This is a genomic window from Variovorax sp. LjRoot290 (assembly GCF_964253985.1).
GTDB lineage: Bacteria > Pseudomonadota > Gammaproteobacteria > Burkholderiales > Burkholderiaceae_C > Variovorax.
In genome coordinates, this window is record NZ_CAXURW020000002.1 from 786741 (window position 1) to 806703 (window position 19963).

The window sequence follows — 19963 nt, forward strand, 5'->3', positions numbered from 1 at the left end:
CCTGTCGAAGTACCGGAGTGCTTTCAGGCCGCCAACTGCGCGACCTCTTCCAAATGCGCGAGGCCGATGCGCTCGCTGCCGTCGCGTATAGCGATCTCGGCGGCCAGCGTCAGAAGTTGCGCGACTGCACCGGTCAGTCCGCCGGTGGTGGCGAGCACGAACCGCACCAGATCCCGCTGCGCGAGGGACGAAGGGCGCCTCAAAGGCAATAGCTTCTCGAATGCGTGCAGGAAGCGCCGGAAGTCTTCGCTCTCGCTCCAGCGGGGCAACTCCACCGGCGAGAACCGGCTGCTCATCTGTGGATCCGTTTGCAAGGCCACGACAGCATCAGCGGTCCCGACAAGAACCACGCTCATCTGCAGGTCATTGGCGAGGTACTTGAGAAGGTTCATCGAGGCGCGTTGCTCGCGATAGTTGCCAGCGAGCAGGTGGTGCACTTCGTCTACGACCAGCATGCGCGGCTTCATGGCACGCAACAGAGCACGGGTCAAGCCCTCCAGAACGGACACGCCAGCTTTTGGGTTGTGGGGCGCGCCGATCTCGAAGAGAAGCGCGCTGTAGAAGCGGTGCTGGTCCGGAACCGGCGGCATCTGCATGCTGATGACCTGACGCTTCTCAACGCCGCGCCGATCGTCAAAGCTCGGCGGATGGTCACGGATGAACTTGCGTACGATCTGCGTCTTGCCGATGTTCGACTCGCCGTGCAAAAGCAGGCACGGCATCCGGTCGCGCTCCGGCGTGGCCAGGAGACGGCCCAGCAGATGGAGCACCGCGCTGGCGCGAGCGTAGTCGATCCAGCGATCACGCTGCATTGACTGGATGCGTGCCTCATCGTCCAGGAGCAGCATCTCCCGCACGCCAGGCGCGAGGTGGGCAGCAGTGCTGTCACCAGACTTCGACATACGACTCCTCCGGCACCTGGCTGTAGTCGACCTCCGGCTTGGGCTCACCTGTGGCTGGGGCAGTTTCGGGCCAGGGTGTGTCGCGAAGCCGAGAGCGACGGGTAGAGGCGGTGACAGCGCTCATCCGCCTGGTTTGAGAAGAGGCGCTCGCCACGATCCGGCGCTGTCGCTCGATCGTCTTGAAGATCAGCGCTTCGCTGATGTCGGGAGAGCCAGACGCCCTTAACGCTTTGCGCGCCATGCGTTGCTCCCAGAGGGAAATGCGCGGTCGCCTCAGATCGGCGAACCGAGCTTCGACATAAGACTTGCCGTCGGCGCTGACGAATAGTCGAGACAGATCCTCGGGGTGGTAGCGCACGCTCACCTTGCTGCGTGTCTCGCGCCAAGCCGCAAAGATCGGATGCCAGTAGCGCAGATAGAAGATCGTCAAACCGTCATGCTGGATGGTGCGCGTCGCCATCGGCAGGAACTGGACGAGAAAGCGCAGCTGCTTGGACGGATCGCTGGGTAGTGCCCGAAGAGCGTGCGCGGCGGCCAGGGCCTGCCATGCGCTCGCGGGCGTCGCGCCCATCAGTCCCCGATGCTCACTGTGGTGATACCGCTGGGCGATCTCGAGTGCGAGCCATTGCTCGAACTCGCGCAGCGTCAGCTGCGCCGTTTGCTCGGGCGGACGCACCCTCTTCGTCCGCCTTGCCTCGATTGAAACAGTAGCCCCTGGCAGGCCACGCAACCGGTCCATCAATGTGCGGTTCAATCGCTCGATATGTCCCCCGAACTGCGGACGGCGCACAGGGCGGTAAGTCAACTCGATGCCGTACTCACGACAGCCGCTTCGCAGAGCGCGGCTCTTGAACTCCGCGGCGTTGTCCAGGTGCAGCGTCTGTGGCACACCGCTCATCGGCCACTCCACGTCAGCCAAGCCGAGCGACGCCAGCCAAGCCGCCTTGGGAAGCGCGACCCGGGTCAGCAACAAAGCCACGGTGGCGGCGTTGGGCCGTTCCATCGCGAGATAGATGCCGACCACGGCTCGGCTGGCCACATCGATGGCCACCGATAGCCATGGGCGTCCGATGGCACGGCGGGTCGCCTCGTCGACGACGAAAAGATCTGCCTGGGTATGGTCGATCTGAACGAGCTCCAGCGGCTTGGTGGCGATCAGGTGGCCTGGTGGTATGGCAGCGCCGGGTTCGTTGGCCAGAGCGAGCGCTTGCTGTGCGCGCAGCGCCTCCCAGCGGCGCGCAACTGTGGCGCGCGAGACCGGTTTGATTCCGGCTCGCTTGCAGTTCCTGCGCACCTCCATGGTCACGTCTCGCATCGGATGGGCAAGCTGGCGCTGTCGCGGCAGCCATTGGGTCAACACGGCGTCAACAATGCGCTCGGCACTGGGCGCCAGCGTCCGAGCGCCCGTTGAAGGCCCTGGCGCCTGCGGCCGCAGGGACGATGCGACCGGGTCGGCCAGGAAGCGCTTGCGCAGGCGATAAACCGTCGACCAGGAAACACCTAGCAGCTTCGCAGCCGCCTTCGCCTGGCTCAGGCTGAGCGGACCGTCGCCGAGCGCGCGAAACACCTTGGCAATTTGAACTTCGCGCTGCGCTGGTTCTGGATGTGCTGCCATCCGACGCATTCACTCACAGGAGAGATTGCACATTGGCGTGATCTTTGAGCCAAACACGGACATTTGCAACAACCGGGAGCCGCTGGGGCAATGCCTGTTGGCTGACGGCAACAAGTCAGAACGCCTCGCATAAGCAAGAAATCACTTCAAATTCAATAACTTACGGCGTCTAGTCATTCGCACGATCCTTGAGCGCCATTCGTAGGATCTTAGATCCACAACAATTGCAGGCAGATCTGGTTCTGACGCATCCGATGATCGTTGCAGAGCTAGCATGCGGGACCCCGCCGGAACCGCGACTGCGAACGTTGGGCGATCTGGACCTTATGGAGAAAGTTCAGCAGGCGACTCTCACCGAGGTCAGGGATTTGATCGAACGAGAACGTCTCTATGGGCTCGGTTGTGGTCTGGTGGATCTCTCATTGCTCGCATCCACGATGCTCATGCGGCCCGCCAAACTCTGGACGCTCGACAAAAGCCTTGGCGCCCTTGCCATGCGTTTTGGCGTCATGCATCGGCCAGCACTGCACTGAGCGCTTGCGCGATCGGCCGTCTTCGCCATGAGGACGCCGGGTGCGGAGTGATCCACAATTCAATTGGCTTCGACGATGCAGCGAGCCTGCCCAATCCCAGTTGGCGCAAGCGCTCCTCTCCCGGTGCGGGGGCATCGGTCCAGTCCGCCACGGTGATGGGTTACTTCCGGGCCGAAAGCGCGCTGGGCAGCAAAGTCAGCCGATTGGTCGGCGAAGGCAAACCGATGTTGAAACACGCGCGAGGTCCGCACTACCTGGTAGGTGCAATACATGGCGCGACAATCTCAGCTCTTCCGCTTGACCCCTTCTTCGCGCTGGCTTCGCCGTGCAAGAACGAAGACCGTGTCGACATCGGCAACATGCCGATAGAGAACGACATAGGCATGGCATAGGCATAGGCACGTGAGCCCCGCCGATCACCACACGGGCGGCGGCAGCGAACGACGGCAGCTCACCGAGGTCTATGAAATCACCGGCCCGCTGCAAACGGAGTTCGGCCTCCGTCCGCCACGGCATCCTGACCTGCGAGCCATGCTCGCGCGGCTGATCGCCTGAGGCGGGCGGGGAGCAACGATCTCGTCGGGCCAGATCCGGTGTGCTCGGCGATCCCGCTCGCCACCGGGCGGGCGGCCGCTCATGAACCCCTTGTTGTGCGCCGGCGCCTCCAAGATTGCCCTCGCGACCGCGCCGCACGGCGACGAGGTCCTGCACACCTTCTGGCCATGCTCGACGCAAATCGCACTTCCCGCTGCACGCAAGCGGTGCGGGGGCGCTGGCCATCGCCGGCATCGCTTCTCGACTCCGGTGCGCCGAGGCGCTCCCGTACCTTCACGGCGCCCCGGGCACGCCGGCGGCAGCTTTGCTCCGCGGTTGTCCCTTTCTCATCGCATTCGCGCGTGGCGCAGCGAATCCGCGGCATCCGGGAGGCCCGCGCGTTCGCAGGTGTGTTCGAGTTCCTCGATCAACAAGTCGATCTGGCCCAGAAACGCAGCCTTGTCCAGCGGCGGGCGCTGTATGCACAAGGCCCACGACAGCTCTGCCAGGCGCCGCTCGTCCGCACAACGAGCCCATGGACGCATTTCGCAATAGCACAGCGTCGCAAGCTGCGCCAGATCGAGGTCGCGGCGCGCATGCAACACCTCCGCCGCGAGATCCTCGAGGGCGAAAAGAAGGCTGCCAGACAAGGTCGAAGCGGTCATGTTGCAATGCAGCATTCTGAGCGCCTGCGGCCCGACGTCAAGCGTGAAATTAGGGTGCCCGCTCCATCCCGGGATAATCGTATCTTTGATAAAAATTGATACGGTCGCCCCAAGAAAACTCCAAATGCGACAAGTACTTACGGACCGCGTCCGGACGTCGCCGGGCGCTCCGCGTAACGTATTGAATTCAAAGGGAAGATCTCCCGCCACCGTGTCAATTTCGCAAAAGATGCGGTTACCCCGACGCATGGTCCTCGCACGCCATCTGCTGGCAAGCCTGCACGAGAGGGATCAGGAAGCAGCCGGTAAAGCCCTCCAGGCCTCCAGGACCAGACCGCGCACACCTACCGCCCGGTGAAGGACAACAACCGCGCAAACGGCATCTACCGCAGCTCAGTTCAGCTCGCCAGTGGCCGCTTCGCAATGCTGGATGACGGAATAGGCTTAGCTTGGTGGCCGTGGAGGCCTGTCGTGGAACAGCGTTTGGGGCAGCAGGTGTCTGCGATTGTGCGTGGGTCATCAGCTACTTGGCAACTGAAGAAAGAGCGGGACATCTCCATTTGAGTCCGCCGTGTGTTGTCTGCTTGCGTCGCTTCGACGCGAACAGATGCGCCGCGCGCAGTTAAATAGTAAGCGCGGGCTCAAGACCCTCTTGACGGCGGCAGCCGTGTAGGGGACCTGGCGCTCAGATGTCGAGCACGTGGCGCAGCATGTGGAACGGCACGCGCCACGATTGGCCGTTGCCGGTGTCGACGGTGGCCGTTCGCTGGTTGATGCGAACCACGGTGCCCACTTGGGGTTGGAGGTACTTGTCGTCGAACGAGACCTTCTCGCCACCGCGGAAGTCATTGCGTGAAGCTTTGAGCGGTGGTGGTGGCGACGGTGCTGCTGCCGCCGCCGGCTGCGCGGTCGCAAGCGGAGGCTCGACGGCCGCATAAGGCAGCTTCCACTCGCGCCGCGTGCCTTCCTCGTGCAACGTGACCTGCGTGTCCTTCATCGCCACGACCTTGCCGTTGCGCATCTGGCCGTCGCGCCAGTCGAGGAAGCGCACGGTTTGCCCCAGGTTCATGTTCGTGCGCACGGCGATGATCCGTCGCGGATCGGCCAGCAGGCGTTCGATGATGGTGCTCAGCTGGAACAGCTCCAGGCTACTCGCGCGGTTGAGCGCATCGATCAGCTTCGGGTCGGTGCCTTGCAGGTTCACTGCGTCTTCCTTCGTTGCGCAGCCTGGTCGAGTGTGGGTCAGGCTGCCAGTCGTTGCCCAACGTGGTGGCCGCCGATGTTCCACGGCAGCAACTCGTCGATGCGGTTGATCGGATGGTCGGCAATGCGTGCGAGCACATCGCGCAGGTACGCCTGCGGATCGAGCCCGTTCAGCTTGGCCGTCTCCACCAGACTGTAGATCGCCGCGGCGCGCTCGCCTCCGGCGTCCGAACCCATGAAGAGATAGTTGGATCTTCCAAGGGCAATGACCTGCTCATAGTGCCCCTCTTCGTTAAGTGCTTGAAAACATTGAAATCTGCTTCTCGCCGTCGGCGTGACACGGGCGATCTGTTCGCCCCACGGCATCGGTCACCTTAGGATCGAGCAGGTCGCTGGCCCGAATCTGGTACGGCGCGCGGGGCACGACCTGCTCGGCTGGTAGCAGCCCATCCTTGATCAGGCGTCGAATGCGATGGTTGTTGACGCCGAGCGTGGCTGCCGCCTCCGACATGGTCAACCAATCGCTGTCCTTGTGTGCCGAACGATAGGCCCGAATATCGTGCACCCTGCGCGTTGAGGAGACTCGGTGCGCAGTCCAAGTCTTGCCCTGTCCGGTAGGCAGGCCCATGCGGTTGAGCGATGCGGCGATGTGCTCATCGGACCACTTGCCAGCCATGCTGCGTATGACGGCCAAGGCGTCTTCAGGTGTGCGGCAGCCATGCTCGCCGGTGCGCGGCTTGATCACGCGGATTTGAGAGTGCTGCCCGCCGCGCCAGTGAACCGTGAGCACCACTTCGCGCGTTGCGTCGTCGACGTCGGCAATGATGTCCTTGACGAGCGTGCGCAGCAATTTCTGGCGCGACCGCATCGTCACTCCCGGGGCATTCCATGCCGCCTGGAGATCCTCGGCAAGACCGTCCAGGTTTGGGGCCGGCGCGGCATCCTGCTCCTGATCGAAGGCTGCAACGCGCTGTTCGCAGCGGCGCACGCGCTCCAATGCAGCTTCCCAGCCCTTCTCGAGCTGAGAGGCGATCAAGCGATGGTCGGGATCGCACGCCGCGTAGCGCCGCTCAGCGAGAGACGCTTCATATCGCGCCTGCTGCAGATCCAATTCCACGATGCGCCGCTGTTCGGCCTGAACTTCCATGTGCCTCCGTTGGGCCTGCATTGCCGCTTCGATCGCCAGTGGCTCGACGGCGCGCAGCAATTCGCGTGTGATCGCCTCATCGGGCCGCCGGCCTCCAAAGGTGAAGCATCGTGGCTGCCCCAGATAGTTATTGGGGCGATCGCACCGGTACACCGCCTGACGAATACCGCCGCCCACATAGTTCACCGTGAGGCGTCGACCGCATCGTCCACAACACAGCATCCCGGACAGCAACGCCCGACCACCGCGACCCGACTTCACGCCGTCCACTCTACCGTATGCGTTGATCGCCAACAGCTTCTGATTGCGCTCGAACTCTGCCCAGCCAATGTAGGCCTCGTGGTGATCCTTGATCACCACATCCCACGTATCCGCCGGCTTGCCATGGCCATAGCTCTTGCGCAGACGCCCCTCGACGAGGGTCGTCCGCTTCTCGCTCTTGCCATAGACGTAGACGCCGGCATAGAAGGGATTCTTGAGCACCGAGATCACGTTGCGGTAGCGGATCGGCGTCCAGTCGAAGCTCACCATCTTCTTGCCATCCGATGGTCGTGGGAAATGAACGCCGTCGGCGGCCAGCGAGAGCAGCACCTGCCTGGCGCTGCCCAGCTTGCGAAAGCGCTCGAAGATCAAGTGGACCGCCTCCTGCAGACGGGCATCGGGATCGAAGCCCAGACCGACTTCACGATGCCAGATGTACCCCACCGGAACGCTGATGCGCAGTTCACCGCGATGGGCCTTGGCGCGAGCTGCCTCGAACATGCGCGCCCGCAGGACGCCGAGTTCGAACTCGCTGATGCTGCCCTTCATCCCCAGCAGCAGGCGATCGTTGGGCCGACACGGGTCGTACACGCCATCCAGGTCGATGACCCGCGCCTCCACCAGGCCGCACAGTTCAAGCAGGTGATGCCAGTCGCGGCCGTTGCGGGCCAGCCGTGACGCGTCGAAGCACAACACGGCGCCGACTTCGCCGGCACACAGCCAAGCGACGAGACGGTCGAACCCCGGGCGAGCAACCATACCGCTGGCGGAGCGTCCGAGGTCGTCATCGATGACTTCGATCTGCGCGAAGCCGCGACGGCGCGCCTCCTGCACGAGATCGTATTGCCGGCGTTGACTCTCCAGGTTCGTCTGGACCTGCGTCTGGGTGGACTGGCGTACGTAGACGACGGCCTTGCGCCGCAGCACGGTGGCAGGCAACAGTTCAGAGTTCGTCATCGTCATCCTCCGTGGGCCGGCCGGCGGCTTGCAGAAGCAGGGTGGCCAACTGCGCGACCACGCTGGCCCGCTCGTTCGCGGTCAGGTCCTGGGTTACTGCTGACTCGAACGCCATGTTCATCTGGCGCGGCGTCGCAGGGCGCGACGCACTTGAGATCGTCGACTTCGTGTGCGGTGACAGAGTCATGTGGCTTCTCGCTGGTGGTGGTGTAAACACCGCAGCTTCGTCGAACTCCGCGCTGACACAACAGCAGATGCAACTCGCCCAGTGCCTCCAGCGACGCTCTTGGTGGCCCCAATTCCATCGCGGCGCAGGACGCCGCGTTGAGCATCCACGCTGCGACAACGATGACGATCCCCGGCGAGGCCTCGACGTGAACTACTTCACCGTTGGCCCGTTGCTCGCTGTATTGCCGTCGCACTCGGCGCCCGTACAGCGGATGCCAGCGGTAGAAGACCTCGACTTCTTGCCCGACATGGGCAGAATGACCCCGTGATTGCCACACCACGCAATGCGCGCTCGGCAGCGTTGTTGTCGATCTCGATGCGGCCATCGTCACGGTAACGGGTGAGCGATTTCCAGCGTGTCAGCGAGTAGCCGATCGCCTTGGCCAGTTCCGACTTCGTCGACACCTTGCTAAGCATGCTGGTGAGCCAGGCACGCAAGTCTTCCAGCAACGGTCCGGCGCGGGCTTGCCGCACCTGGCGTCTCACATCGGGCGGCTGACCCCGGATCTGGGCTTCGATCGCGTACAGCGCCGCAATGCGCTGCAGCGCCTGCTCGGCAATCGAGCCGGGCACGAAGCCCTGGCTCTCGTGCAGATCCCAGAACGGTCGACGCGCGTGCGCCCAACAAGATGCTTCGACGACGTGCCCGCTCGCGTAGACCTTGCCGTACCCAGAGTAGGCATCCGCCTGCAGGATGCCGCTGTAGTTCGCCAGGTGTGCCTGCGGATGCTCGCCCTTGCGGTTCGGCGAGTAGCGATACCAGGCCGCAGGAGGTTCGGTGTTTCCGGCCGGCCGGTCGTCGCGCACGTAGACCCACAGCCTGCCGGTCTTGGTGCGGCCGCGGCCCGGATCGAGCACGGCCACCGGCGTGTCATCGGCATGCACCTTCTCGCCGGCCAGCACGTAGCGTCCGAGCGCGGCCAGCAGCGGGTCAAACAGCTTCTCGCTCTGGCCCACCCAGCCCGCCATGGTCGAGCGGTCGATGACGACGCCGTCGCGCCCGTAGATGCGGCTCAGGCGGTGAAGTGGGATGTGATCGCAGAACTTGGACACCAGCACATTGGCGAGCAGCCCAGGGCCGGCCACGCCGCGGGCGATCGGTCGGCTCGGGGCGGGCGCCTGGAAGATTGCTTCGCACGCCACGCAGGCGAGCTTCGGGCGCACATGGCGGATCACCTTGAAGCGCGAGGGCACGTACTCCAGTTGCTCGGAGACGTCATGCCCGATCAGGCGAAGACGACCACCACAGGCGGTACAGCCGCAAGCCTGGCCGTTTGCGTCATGGTGATCGGTGCTCGTTTCTGGCCGGTACACCTGGCTCTCGCGCGGCAGGTGGGCGGGGAGTTTGCGATCGATCTGCGGTGCGTTCGCAGCATCGGGCGCAGCCACAGCTATCGGCGCCGGACGTTCATACAGTGGTTCGCCTTCCAGAAGAGCGATTTGAGGGTCATCGAGCTGCTCGCTGGACGATCCGAACCGCGCCCGAAGGCTGCGCAGCAACTGCAGCTTGAGCTTGTCGACCATCAGCTTGAGAAGCACCACTTCGGCATCTCGCTCCTCGACCACTCGCAGCAAACCTTCAACGGTGTGGGGTGTGGTGGAGTCGTTGATCGGCGGCGTCACGTCCTCTACTGTGCCTGGCCCGCGGGACGACGAACATCAGTGCTACACCGGAGGATTCTTCATACAGTGGTGGTGCAGTTGATCACGCTGCCAGCAATGGCTCATGCGTACGCACCGGCATGCGCCAGTCGATGCCTTCGAGCAGCATCGAGAGTTGCGCCGGCGTGAGCGAGACGCTACCGGACGTGGCCTGGGGCCAGACGAATCGGCCTCGCTCGAGCCGCTTGGCCAGCAGCATCAGGCCCTGGCCGTCGAACCACAGCACCTTCAGGATGTCGCCGCGCTTGCCGCGGAAGACGAAGACGTGGCCGCAGAACGGATTCGCCGCGAGTGCCGTCTGCACCATGGCGGCCAAGCCGTCGAAGCCCTTCCTCATGTCGGTGTGGCCGGCCACGATCCACACGCGCGTGTTCGAAGGAAGGCCGATCACGCAATGGCACCCAGCAGGCGCAGCACGCAGCGCACGCTAGCTTCATCGACTGCACCTCGCAGTCGCACGCGTGTGGCACCAACGTCGATCTCGATCACGCCGCTTGATGGGCGCGGCGTGATGGGCTTGTTGGTCTTGGCCGCGGGGTCCATCTGCACCGTCACCGGCAATAGCGTTGGAGGCGCTGCACCTTCAACCGCTGGAGCTTCGGCGCGCAGGCGCAGCCGGCGCCAGTTGAACAGGAGGTTCGCGTTGATGCCATGCTCCTGCGCGATGGCGGCGACCGATGCGCCAGGTTCCAGGCTGCGCTCGACCAATTCCTGCTTGAGCTCTTCGCTATGCCTGCGCCGGGTGTCCTTGCCCGAAGTGACTCGCTTGTCCATGTGTGCACGTACCGGTTAAATGCACACATCCAAGTGTGAGCACGATCAGGCGATCCTGCTCACGCCCGCGTGATCTCGCCAGAGGGCCTTGAGGCCTCGCTTACGTTAAATATTCGGGTCGGTGAGAGAGAAGCACCGATACATCAGGATCGCTCGGAAAGCCGGATCTCTTCCCGGAGGTCGTTCGCAAAGGCGTTTGCGAGTGACAAGCGCGCCCCCGCCTCCGGAAAGATGATTCCGAGTCGCGAAGCGAACGCCTCCTTGATTGGCCGAACCACGACCTGCGGTCCTGCGAAGGGTTTGGCCGTGTGTTCCCCGAGCGCGGTGTGTGCCATGCAAGGGGCCGGCCGACAGAACATGCGCTGCCCGAGACCAAGAGTTCGGCATCCATGCTCGAGGCTGAAAGCGTTCTCCCCGGCTACGAGCTGAAGCATAGTTCGCCTTTATGGCATCCGCTATGCAAAGGGCAATTCTTCTTGACTAGGACGCGCGCGCGTCATGCAGGAGACAGCCTGGCGGGCCCGGGCCGGGCAACATGGAGCGCTCTTCCATTCGACTGCACACCACGCCCGTGCTGAACCGAGACGACTTACAACAATACGTCGGCCAATCGATCGGCACCTCGTCGTGGTGTGAGCTGACGCAATCGCGCATCGACGCCATTGACGAAGGCACGGGAACGCAAGCCTCAACCGGCGCTGATGGCTATCACCCTCGGCCTTCTCTCCTGACCCACCACCCCTAACCCGAAAGACATCCGCATGGAGTTCGCCTACACGCCCAAGGTCCAGGATCTGCGCACCCGCCTGCTCGCCTTCATGGACGCGCACATCTACCCGAACGAGCAGCGCCATGCCGAGGAAGCGCATCAGTCCTACCTGAACGCACAGAAGAGCAGAGGCTTCTACACCGGGCTGCCGCTGCTGGAAGAACTCAAGGCAAAGGCCCGGGCAGCCGGCCTGTGGAACCTGTTCCTGCCCGAAACCGCGCACGGCGCCGGGCTGACGAATTTGGAATACGCGCCGCTATGCGAGATCATGGGCCGGCGCTACTGGAGCGCTGAGGCGTTCAACTGCGGCGCGCCGGATACGGGCAACACCGAGGTGATCGAGCGCTACGGCTCGGCCGAGCAGAAGGCTCGCTGGCTGCAGCCGCTGCTTGATGGCCAGATCCGCTCTGCCTTCGCGATGACCGAACCCGCAGTGGCATCTTCCGACGCCACCAACATCGCCTGCAGCATCCGGCGCGAGGGCGATGAATACGTCATCAACGGGCGCAAGTGGTACATCACGGGCGCCATGAACGAGCGCTGCAAGCTGTTCATCCTGATGGGCAAGACCAACCCTGACAACGCCGATCGCCATCGCCAGCAGTCGATGATCATCGTGCCCGCCGACACGCCCGGCATCACGGTGCTGCGCGACATGGCCCTGGTCAATCACTATGACGCGCCCTTCGGCCACCCGGAGGTGCTGTTCGAGAACGTGTGCGTGCCGATGGGCAACATCCTGCTGGGTGAGGGCCGCGGATTCGAGATCGCGCAGGGCCGCCTCGGCCCGGGGCGCATACACCACTGCATGCGCATGATCGGCATGGCCGAGTCGGCGCTGCAGATGATGTGCGAGCGCGTGGTGTCGCGCGTGGCCTTCGGCAAGCCCCTGGCCGAACAGGGCGTGTGGCGCGAACGCATCGCGAAGAGTCGGATGCTGATCGACCAGACCCGTTGGATGGTGCTGCATGCGGCCTGGCGCATGGACACGGTGGGCAACAAGGTGGCAGCCCAGGAGATCGCGATGATCAAGGTGATCGCGCCCAACAACTGCATCCAGGTGATTGACGACGCGATGCAGGCCTTCGGCGCCATGGGTCTGAGCCAGGACACGCTGCTGGTGAACTTCTGGGCCTACGCCCGCCATCTGCGCATGGCCGACGGTCCAGACGAAGTGCACCGCAACGCGATCGCCAAGCACGAGCTCGCGAGCTATCGATAGCCAGGCTCACGCTCGCGCGACCTCGCCAGAGGGCCTTGAGGCCACGCTTACGACGATCGGATAGTCGACATCGTCGCAGAAGGCTTCGACTTGGCCCTCCGGCTCGACCGGCTGAGCGACTCAGCGTTGATTGCTAGAAGGATCGCGCCGCACAGATTCATCACTTGCGCAGCGTCCAAGTTTGGGTCTACAGCAGCGACCATCTGGCGGCCGCTGTCGACAGCCGCCCCATCGGTCGCCGGCAACTCGTAAGACATCCTCTCTCCCGGCAGCGCGCTGATCGTGGCAGCTGCTCTAACGGCAACTCCTTCGCTTCTACCAGCGCTGCTGCCGTTGGATCGGTCGCGCAGCCGCAGACAAGCGGTCCCAGCAACTCCCTGAGCTATGTGTCTTGGATTCAGTTGTAGTCGTCCTCGCGCTGATGCCTGACCGCAGCGATCGCGATCGAATCGCTGGACTCGATTTCGAACAGCGCAACGTAGCCGCTTTCCCCAAACGGAATTACGAGCTCACGAATGAACGGATCCGCTCCTGCTTTGCGGCAAGTGAAGGGCGAAAAGCTCAGTGTAGCGATGCCATTCTCAATTGCCTCCAGTGCTCGTTCGGCGAGCGCCAGGTCCCCGCCCCGGCTGAGCTCCCGCTCGAGCACAAAGTCGTACAGGCGCTCGAGGTCGTCTAGCGCCTCCCGCGTAAATCGAACGCCGTAGGTCACCGAGCACGCGAATCTTGCCGAGATCTTGCAGAATCCAGCTTCGCCCGAAGGCGACGCATCACTTCGCCTGCGTCGAAGTATTCGCCACTCCTTCTTGCACTTGTGAGCGAACTCACTCCGCGCGCTACGAACTCGGCTTGATCCTTTCGCTGACGCACCGAAGCGCGCACAGCCGCTTCGACAAACTGCGACAACGACTCGTCCTTACCGAGCACGCGTTCGACTTCATCGCGAAACTCAGGTTCCACGCGTACGGATGGGATCGTTGCGGTCTTCATGCCAAGATTGTATCGCGTTTGCGATACACCAGACAAGATGTATTGTCCGCTACCCTTCCGAGGTCGACCGTGCCGATCTCATGTTCCCGGGCGATTGGAACGCCCCACCTCCCACGTGCCCCGTGCGGAGCCTCTCCGCTGAGACTCGTGACGTCTTACAGCTATCTCCTCGAACGCGCGATCTGCCTGATGGCCTCGATCAGGTCCGTGGCTGAGAATTACTGCTTGAGCAGGTAACTGAGCAGCGTGTGGCCGCTTTGTTCGAGAGTCGGCAGGCACCCGGCCGGTGTGAGGCGATACCTGTTGCCCAAACCCTGCGCCATGAACTTCGTTCTCGATGAGGTTCTGCACGGCGGAGCCACTTTTTATCGTAAGTGATAAAAATCGCGTAAACTCACAGATCATTTATTACAACGGATAAAAATGAACCTGACGGAGATTGGCCAAGCGCTCCGCGCCGCTCGAAAGCAACGGGGCCTCACCCTGCAGAAAGTGGCGGATGACCTGGGGATGAGCATCGCCACGATCTCTCGCCTGGAACGTGGTGACCTCGATGACATCGGAGTTCGTCGCCTGCTCCGGGTCGCTGAGTATGTTGGCATGCAGGTCCTCGTGCGGTCCGCCGGGTTCGGCATGACCCTTGATGAAGCCATGAAAGAGGCCGATAGGGACTTCCAGAGCGAAGGAAGGGGCCCGCGGCCATGAACGACCTCCTCTCGAAGATCGAAGCGAACGCGAAACGGCTTGACGTCCATGTGGCACCCCACAGAGCAGGCACCCTGGAGCGCGAAGGGGCCCAAGGTAGCGTGTTCGCCTACCTTCCCGAGACCGGCGAAGCCGACTTCGTCTCGTTGCTGATGCCCGTCAGGTTGCAGAGCTATGCGGCGGCGTCCACGCTGATTCCGGTGTTCCAGCAGAACCTACCAGAGGGGTTCTTGCGTCGAACGATCACGCAGCGTTTCGGAAAAGTCCTGGCCACCGATGATTTCGTACTGCTGGCGCTTACGGGCGCCAACACGATCGGCCGCCAGCAGATCGTCCCTTCGGGCTTCGCACGCGACTGGAACAAGCCACTTCGAGTAGACGTCAGGGCGATGATGGCCGACAGCCAGGCAGGGGTCCTCTTTGCGGAGCTATTGGACGAGTTCATTGGCTTTGGTGTCTCCGGTGCGCTTCCGAAGGTGCTGGTGCAGGAGCGCGCAACGATTCACGATACCCAGTGGATCCTGAAGGTCGGAGACAACTCACTTCCTTCGCTCGCCGTCAACGAGTACTTCACGATGCGCGCGGCTTCACTCGCCGGCCTCCATACACCGGAGTTCACGCTCTCCGAGGAGGGCACTGTGTTCGGCGTCAAGCGCTTCGACTATGACACCAGCGGCAACTCACTCGGGTTCGAGGACTTTTGTGCACTGCTCGCACTTCCGCCAGAGAGAAAGTACAGCGGCACGATGGAGCGGGTCTTCAAGGCCATTGACGCCTTCACGGTTGGACCCGAGCGCTTGAAGGCGAAGGAGGGAATGATCGCCGCGCAGCTATTCTCGATGGCGGCGCGAAACACCGACGCGCACCTGAAGAACTTCGGACTCCTGTATTCCAGCATCGCGGATGTCCGCTTGGCGCCGATGTTTGATATGGTGACGACGAAGGTCTATCCGCAGTACAGGAACGACATCCCCTCGATCTCGATCGCCGGCAAGAAGCTCGATGTGGCCGACAAGACCTTCGTGCGGTTCGCCCAGGAACGAGGTGGCATGACCACGCCCGGCCTTCGCGATATCGCCATCCGGATCGCCAGCGGCCTGGAAGAGGCGGCAGCTGAGCTGACCGTCTACGGCCGAGCCTATCCGGCCCATCAGGCGGTCTGCGACGGCATTGTCGAGCAATGGAAGTCCGGCGTGCAGATGCTCGACCAGTTGGTTCAAGGCATGGGCGCTCGCCGAAGGAGCGAGTCGGAAGACTTCGAGCTGGCTCCGCAACCAAAGGGTTGAGTAACCGGTCCCGCTTATCCGTCGTCACATCAAGTGCGGAAGATCCACATTTGCTTTTTTCTACGTATGGCCAGGCGCTGCGAATGCCAGTTGCGGGTGCCGGTCGCCATCCAGTTCATCGTCGATCACGCCGCGCGCAAGGCGGATGCGGCTTCCAAGGCCGGCCTGGTGAGCGAGCTGCCGCCGGACATCGACCAGGCGCTGGTGGCCAACGGCTACAAGGCGCGGCTCGGCGCGCCCGCGCTCAACACGCTCGTGCACCGCATCGCGGTGCTGTCCAAGGCGCACCAGCTGGCCAAGGCGGCGAATCCTTGCGCCGACCCGCTCGTGCGCGAGCTCCTGGCCCAGACGCGCCGCGCCTACGCCAAGCGCGGCGCGCGCCCGCGCAAGCAGCGCGCGCTCACCAAGGATCCGCTGCAAGCGGTGCTGGCAACCTGCGACGACACCCTGCACGGAAGACGCGATCGCGCCCTCCTCCTGTTCGCATGGGCCACCGGCGGGCGACGGCGCTCCGAGGTCGCCTCGGCCACGCTCGAGAACCTTCAGCGCGTTGGCGGGGATGGCGCCCGCTCCTATCTCCACACGCTCGCGCACTCCAAGACCAACCAGGCCGGCGCCGAGCGCCCGGAGGATGTCAAGCCCCTGGGGGGCAGTGCAGCGCAGGCCATGCAGGAGTGGCTCGCCGTGCTAACGGAAAGAGGCATCCAGCAAGGCCCCCTCTTTCGCCGCATTCGCAAGGGGGGCATCTAGGCGAGCCACTCGCGCCGGCGGCGGTGCGCGACATCGTCAAGGAGCGATGTGCGATGGCGGGGGTTGAAGGGAAGTTCTCTGCGCACTCGCTCAGGGCCGGGTTCGTGACGGAAGCCGGCCGGCAGAACATGTCGCTGCCCGAGACGATGGCCATGACCGGTCATCACAGCGTCGCGACCGTGATGGGCTACTTCCGCGCCGAAAGCGCGCTCGGCAGCAAGGTCAGCCGGATGCTGGATGAACCGTGAAGACGTTCTACCGCATTCTGTAGCCGAGAAGCTCCGGTAGCCTACCCACTCGCATCCAGATTGATGCACAATTGCATCATTTCAGGCGGCTGACATGCGAACGACTGTGACAATCGACGATGCGCTGTACGCAAAAGCCCTGGATGTGGCAGATCCCGGGATGGATAAAGCCGAGCTGTTTCGCGAGGCCATAGAAACCTTTGTTCGCGTCCGGGCTGCTAAGCGCCTCGCCGCGCTGGGTTCGGCTGCACCTGACATGCGAAGTGTTCCTCGCCGGCGCCCTCGCCGCCCAGCAACGCACTCCTGATGGGGCCCGTTCTTGTCGACACCTCCGTGTGGGTGAGTCACTTTCGCCACCGGAACAACGCTCTGATCGCGCTATTGCAGGCAGATCTGGTTCTGACGCATCCGATGATCGTTGCAGAGCTAGCATGCGGGACCCCGCCGGAACCGCGACTGCGAACGTTGGGCGATCTGGACCTTATGGAGAAAGTTCAGCAGGCGACTCTCACCGAGGTCAGGGATTTGATCGAACGAGAACGTCTCTATGGGCTCGGTTGTGGTCTGGTGGATCTCTCATTGCTCGCATCCACGATGCTCATGCGGCCCGCCAAACTCTGGACGCTCGACAAAAGCCTTGGCGCCCTTGCCATGCGTTTTGGCGTCATGCATCGGCCAGCACTGCACTGAGCTCGCGCGATCCGCCGTAGTTTCGACTAGGTACGACTGGCGGCCACGGGTTCGAAGCCCAGGACTGCCTTCGTCTCGAAATGCGCCGCCAGTGTCATAGTGCTCGACGAGCGGCGCAGCGCGGGCGGCCAGATCTACCCCTCCGTCACCGACGCGTTGTCACGCTGGTCGACGAGCGCGGGCCGGACTACGCCGACGGCCGCCAGCTCGCCGAGGCCTTCGCCGCGAGCGGCGGTAGCCGATGAACTGCGGTGAGACGCGCGCGATGACATTGCTCGCTAACCGTCGACGCAGTGATTGCCATGTGGCTCCCAGTGCAAGCACACCCTTCTCGCCGTCGCCCTGTGGGAGCAGGTCTTGCGCCGAGCACCGGCGCGCCCGACGATCTCACCCCGCACTCGCGAGGTCGCTGCGTGAACATGCCGTCGTCACGACGGGGAATGCTGAGCTACGTCTCGCCGAGAGCGGCATCAAGGAAGGCGCCCTCCTCCGCCGCATTCGCAAGGGGGCGCATCTAGGGGAGCTACTCGCGCCAGCGGCCCTGCGCGACATCGTGAAGGAGCGATATGCCATGGCCGGGTGGCCGGGTGGCGGGGTGGCGGGAAGTTTTAGCGCGCACTCGCTGAGGGCCGGGTTCGTGACGGAAGCCGGCCCACAGAACATGTCGCTGCCGAGACGATGGCCATGACCGGGCATCACAGCGTCGCGACCGTGATGGGCTATTTCCGCTCTGAAAGCTCACTCAACAGCAGGACCAGCCGGATGCTCGATGAGGAGTGAGGCGTTCCTGGTATCCGCGCTCGGCTTCATCGACGCCGCAAGCCATGGCCGTGCCGATCGACGGAGTTCACGTGCCGCCGCGGTCGCTCAGGGCGTCGCAGGCCGACAAGCCTCAGACTCTGGGAATCCCGTCGCTGCCGCTGCCGCACAGCACAAGTGGTGATCTTCGGCTGCGTCTGCGCCAGCAAGAGCCGCAGATGTCCGCTCGCGCGGGTCTTGCCGATGCGCGACAGTGCGCCAGAGCTTCGCGATCGAGCCTCTGCGCAAGACGCGCATGACCACCGAGGACAGCGGAGGCACAGGACAAGGCGTTACCACAAAATAATAACAACCCGCTTGACGGGTAGCGATGCACGGAATAACATTGTTGTCACTGGAGTAAGCCATTGCAAGTCACCATTCGACCATTCGGAAACAGCAAGGGCGTTGTCCTTCCCAAGCCACTTCTGGCGCAGGCGGGACTGGGCGATGAGGAAGCTGCTGAGATGACCGTCGAGAAGGGGGCCATCGTCTTGCGCAAAGCGGCGCGTCCGGCGCGAGCCGGCTGGGCCGAGGCCGCTATGGCGCTGGCCGCCAACGGCGGCGACGAGTTGGTCATGGGTGAATTCAGCAACGAAGCCGATGCGGAGTTGGCTTGGTGAGGCGTGGGGAGATCTGGCTTGTGAACCTGGACCCCACGGTCGGTAGCGAGATCAAGAAATCCCGCCCTTGCGTGGTAGTGTCCCCGGCTGAGCTGAACGACCATCTGCGCACCGTGATTGTGGCGCCGATGACCTCCAAGGGGTTCGCAGCGCCGTTTCGGGTAGCGCTGACGCACGGCGGCACCAAGGGTTTGATCCTGCTGGATCAGGTGCGCACGGTCGACAAAGCTCGCTTGGCCAAAAAACTTGGCGCGGTATCAGCGAAGACACTGGCGGCGACATTGGCGACGCTGCAAGAAGTCTTTGCAGCCTGAACAAGGGCCGCGGGGACCATCGACACGGGCGAGGGAGTGGCCAAATTCAGGGGGCGCTTCCAGTAACTGACCTCAACAGCTGGATCCGGCGCGCCTGACGGCGGGGGTGGAGGGAAAGTTTTCCGCGCACTCGCTCAGGGCGGGGTTCGTGACGGAAGCGGGCCGGCTACCTCGGCGGCTACGCCACCTGGATGGACGCGAGCGGCCTGTACGCCGATGCCGTGCTGCAGGCCGGTCGCCACCGCACCACCGTGCGCCCCGACGGCAACCCGAACGCCTCGGGCAAGGCCGAGAGCCTCACGGCCTCGATCGAAGCCGGCAAGTCCTTCCCCTTGGCCGCAACTGGCGCATCGAACCGCAGGCGCAGCTGATCTACCAGCGCAGCCGCTTCGACGATGTGCTGATCAGCGGCGCGAACGTGCGGCAGGACGCCGACGGCGGCTGGATCGGCCACCTGGGCGTGCGCATCCAGGGCGACATCGCCACCGGCGCCGGGCGGCTGCAGCCCTATGCGCGCGCGAACCTGTACCGCGCGAGCGGCGGCGCGGACGTGGCCGAGTTCATCGGCCCGGCGGCCACGACGCGCATCGCCAGCGGCGTCGGCTACAGCTCGGGCGAAGTGGCGGGCGGCTTCACGCTGGCCGTGACACCGGCCAGCAGCCTCTACGGCGAGGTGGGGCGCGTCTTCGCCATCGGCGGCGAGGCCCGGGTGAAGTCCTCGGTGCAAGGCTCGGTGGGCATGAAGGTGCACTGGTAGTCCAGACTCGGCGCCAACTTGCAGCACTGAACGAAGGTCACATACAGGCATCGCACCACGCTCTCGACAGTTGCCGAAAGTCATGTCTTGCCCACACCTTTGTTGCTCGGAAACCAACTGAGTGGTCTGTCGCGCCAGACGCTTGTCGGGCTGGAGAATGGGACGTTGAGCGACCTGGGCTTCCAGCGAGTCGCCCAAGTGCTTTCGGTATTGGGCTGGACGTATCCGGGCCGACAACAGCTGCGAGTGAGAAGAAGCGCGGCCTTTGGATGGCGGCCGAAACGGCCAGCGTCAGCTATTCCAGCGAACTGGCGCCTGAAACTCTAGGGA

Annotated in this window: 20 protein-coding genes and 6 pseudogenes; 14 read left to right on the plus strand and 12 right to left on the minus strand. The window is 63.6% G+C overall.

The window, feature by feature from the left end; genetic code table 11:
• Positions 1-23: 23 nt before the first annotated feature.
• On the minus strand, positions 24-902 hold the full coding sequence (locus ACSQ9A_RS32735) for a TniB family NTP-binding protein (protein ID WP_436306977.1): 879 nt from the start codon (positions 900-902) through the stop codon (positions 24-26).
• Positions 886-2517 carry a Mu transposase C-terminal domain-containing protein gene (locus ACSQ9A_RS32740; protein ID WP_436306978.1) on the minus strand — a complete coding sequence of 544 codons (1632 nt, stop codon included), beginning with the start codon at positions 2515-2517 and terminating at the stop codon, positions 886-888. Before ACSQ9A_RS32740 ends, ACSQ9A_RS32735 begins: the two co-directional genes overlap by 17 nt.
• A gap of 188 nt (positions 2518-2705) precedes the next feature.
• Here ACSQ9A_RS32740 and ACSQ9A_RS32745 point away from each other — a divergent pair, with 188 nt between their 5' ends.
• Genes ACSQ9A_RS32745 through ACSQ9A_RS32755 form a run of 3 tightly spaced genes read left to right on the plus strand, consistent with a single transcriptional unit; the run spans position 2706 to position 3605 of the window.
• Positions 2706-3050: a VapC toxin family PIN domain ribonuclease gene (locus tag ACSQ9A_RS32745; RefSeq protein WP_436306979.1), complete on the plus strand. Its 345-nt coding sequence runs from the start codon at positions 2706-2708 to the stop codon at positions 3048-3050.
• A gap of 47 nt (positions 3051-3097) precedes the next feature.
• Positions 3098-3442, plus strand: coding sequence for a hypothetical protein (locus tag ACSQ9A_RS32750; protein ID WP_436306980.1), 345 nt, complete (start codon positions 3098-3100; stop codon positions 3440-3442).
• Positions 3443-3452: 10 nt separating this feature from the next.
• Positions 3453-3605 (plus strand): hypothetical protein, encoded by a 153-nt coding sequence (locus tag ACSQ9A_RS32755; RefSeq protein WP_436306981.1) that lies wholly within the window; start codon positions 3453-3455, stop codon positions 3603-3605.
• Positions 3606-3931: 326 nt separating this feature from the next.
• Here the strand turns inward: ACSQ9A_RS32755 and ACSQ9A_RS32760 are convergent, their stop codons facing one another.
• Positions 3932-4249: a hypothetical protein gene (locus tag ACSQ9A_RS32760; RefSeq protein ID WP_436306982.1), complete on the minus strand. Its 318-nt coding sequence runs from the start codon at positions 4247-4249 to the stop codon at positions 3932-3934.
• A gap of 333 nt (positions 4250-4582) precedes the next feature.
• On the opposite strand from ACSQ9A_RS32760, the pseudogene ACSQ9A_RS32765 reads away from it, so the two are divergent.
• A pseudogene (locus ACSQ9A_RS32765) lies at positions 4583-4813 on the plus strand (DUF3363 domain-containing protein); the annotation flags it as partial.
• Between the two features lie 121 nt (positions 4814-4934).
• Here the strand turns inward: ACSQ9A_RS32765 and ACSQ9A_RS32770 are convergent.
• The 7 genes and pseudogenes from ACSQ9A_RS32770 to tnpA form a co-directional block, all read right to left on the minus strand.
• Positions 4935-5453, minus strand: a complete 519-nt coding sequence (locus tag ACSQ9A_RS32770) for a hypothetical protein (protein ID WP_436306983.1) — start codon at positions 5451-5453, stop codon at positions 4935-4937.
• A 38-nt stretch (positions 5454-5491) separates the two neighbouring features.
• A pseudogene (locus ACSQ9A_RS32775) lies at positions 5492-5719 on the minus strand (transposase domain-containing protein); the annotation flags it as partial.
• A 25-nt stretch (positions 5720-5744) separates the two neighbouring features.
• Positions 5745-7817: a recombinase family protein gene (locus ACSQ9A_RS32780; protein WP_436306984.1), complete on the minus strand. Its 2073-nt coding sequence runs from the start codon at positions 7815-7817 to the stop codon at positions 5745-5747.
• Positions 7804-8004: a hypothetical protein gene (locus ACSQ9A_RS32785; protein ID WP_436306985.1), complete on the minus strand. Its 201-nt coding sequence runs from the start codon at positions 8002-8004 to the stop codon at positions 7804-7806. The genes ACSQ9A_RS32780 and ACSQ9A_RS32785 overlap by 14 nt, the downstream gene beginning before the upstream one ends.
• A 308-nt stretch (positions 8005-8312) precedes the next feature.
• Positions 8313-9668: pseudogene (tnpC, locus tag ACSQ9A_RS32790) on the minus strand (IS66 family transposase); the annotation flags it as partial.
• An 82-nt stretch (positions 9669-9750) separates the two neighbouring features.
• Positions 9751-10098 carry an IS66 family insertion sequence element accessory protein TnpB gene (gene tnpB, locus ACSQ9A_RS32795; protein ID WP_012745822.1) on the minus strand — a complete coding sequence of 116 codons (348 nt, stop codon included), beginning with the start codon at positions 10096-10098 and terminating at the stop codon, positions 9751-9753.
• Positions 10095-10481 (minus strand): IS66-like element accessory protein TnpA, encoded by a 387-nt coding sequence (gene tnpA, locus ACSQ9A_RS32800; protein WP_436306986.1) that lies wholly within the window; start codon positions 10479-10481, stop codon positions 10095-10097. Before tnpA ends, tnpB begins: the two co-directional genes overlap by 4 nt.
• Positions 10482-11242: 761 nt before the next feature.
• On the opposite strand from tnpA, the gene ACSQ9A_RS32805 reads away from it, so the two are divergent.
• A complete protein-coding gene (locus ACSQ9A_RS32805; RefSeq protein ID WP_436306987.1) occupies positions 11243-12472 on the plus strand; it encodes an acyl-CoA dehydrogenase family protein in 1230 nt (409 codons plus the stop codon).
• Positions 12473-12869: 397 nt separating this feature from the next.
• On the opposite strand, the gene ACSQ9A_RS32810 is transcribed toward ACSQ9A_RS32805, so the two are convergent.
• Complete coding sequence (locus ACSQ9A_RS32810) at positions 12870-13184, minus strand: type II toxin-antitoxin system RelE/ParE family toxin (protein WP_436306988.1); 315 nt, start codon at positions 13182-13184, stop codon at positions 12870-12872.
• A complete protein-coding gene (locus ACSQ9A_RS32815) occupies positions 13181-13462 on the minus strand; it encodes a YlcI/YnfO family protein (protein ID WP_436306989.1) in 282 nt (93 codons plus the stop codon). The genes ACSQ9A_RS32810 and ACSQ9A_RS32815 overlap by 4 nt, the downstream gene beginning before the upstream one ends.
• Positions 13463-13885: 423 nt before the next feature.
• Here ACSQ9A_RS32815 and ACSQ9A_RS32820 point away from each other — a divergent pair, with 423 nt between their 5' ends.
• The 9 genes and pseudogenes from ACSQ9A_RS32820 (at position 13886) to ACSQ9A_RS32860 (ending at position 19633) form a co-directional block, all read left to right on the plus strand.
• Complete coding sequence (locus ACSQ9A_RS32820) at positions 13886-14167, plus strand: helix-turn-helix domain-containing protein (protein WP_436306990.1); 282 nt, start codon at positions 13886-13888, stop codon at positions 14165-14167.
• Positions 14164-15453: a type II toxin-antitoxin system HipA family toxin gene (locus ACSQ9A_RS32825; protein WP_436306991.1), complete on the plus strand. Its 1290-nt coding sequence runs from the start codon at positions 14164-14166 to the stop codon at positions 15451-15453. The genes ACSQ9A_RS32820 and ACSQ9A_RS32825 overlap by 4 nt, the downstream gene beginning before the upstream one ends.
• Positions 15454-15519: 66 nt before the next feature.
• Positions 15520-16451: pseudogene (locus tag ACSQ9A_RS32830) on the plus strand (site-specific integrase).
• Positions 16452-16545: 94 nt separating this feature from the next.
• On the plus strand, positions 16546-16758 hold the full coding sequence (locus tag ACSQ9A_RS32835; protein WP_436306992.1) for a type II toxin-antitoxin system VapB family antitoxin: 213 nt from the start codon (positions 16546-16548) through the stop codon (positions 16756-16758).
• Positions 16758-17141 (plus strand): type II toxin-antitoxin system VapC family toxin, encoded by a 384-nt coding sequence (locus ACSQ9A_RS32840; RefSeq protein WP_436306993.1) that lies wholly within the window; start codon positions 16758-16760, stop codon positions 17139-17141. Before ACSQ9A_RS32835 ends, ACSQ9A_RS32840 begins: the two co-directional genes overlap by 1 nt.
• 433 nt (positions 17142-17574) lie before the next feature.
• Positions 17575-17921 (plus strand): annotated as a pseudogene (locus ACSQ9A_RS32845) (integrase); the annotation flags it as partial.
• Positions 17922-18307: 386 nt separating this feature from the next.
• Entirely contained in the window at positions 18308-18562 is a 255-nt protein-coding gene (locus ACSQ9A_RS32850) for an AbrB/MazE/SpoVT family DNA-binding domain-containing protein (RefSeq protein ID WP_093110424.1), read from the plus strand.
• Positions 18556-18876, plus strand: coding sequence for a type II toxin-antitoxin system PemK/MazF family toxin (locus ACSQ9A_RS32855; RefSeq protein ID WP_093110425.1), 321 nt, complete (start codon positions 18556-18558; stop codon positions 18874-18876). Before ACSQ9A_RS32850 ends, ACSQ9A_RS32855 begins: the two co-directional genes overlap by 7 nt.
• A gap of 191 nt (positions 18877-19067) precedes the next feature.
• Positions 19068-19633, plus strand: a pseudogene (locus ACSQ9A_RS32860) (autotransporter domain-containing protein).
• Positions 19634-19963: the final 330 nt, after the last annotated feature.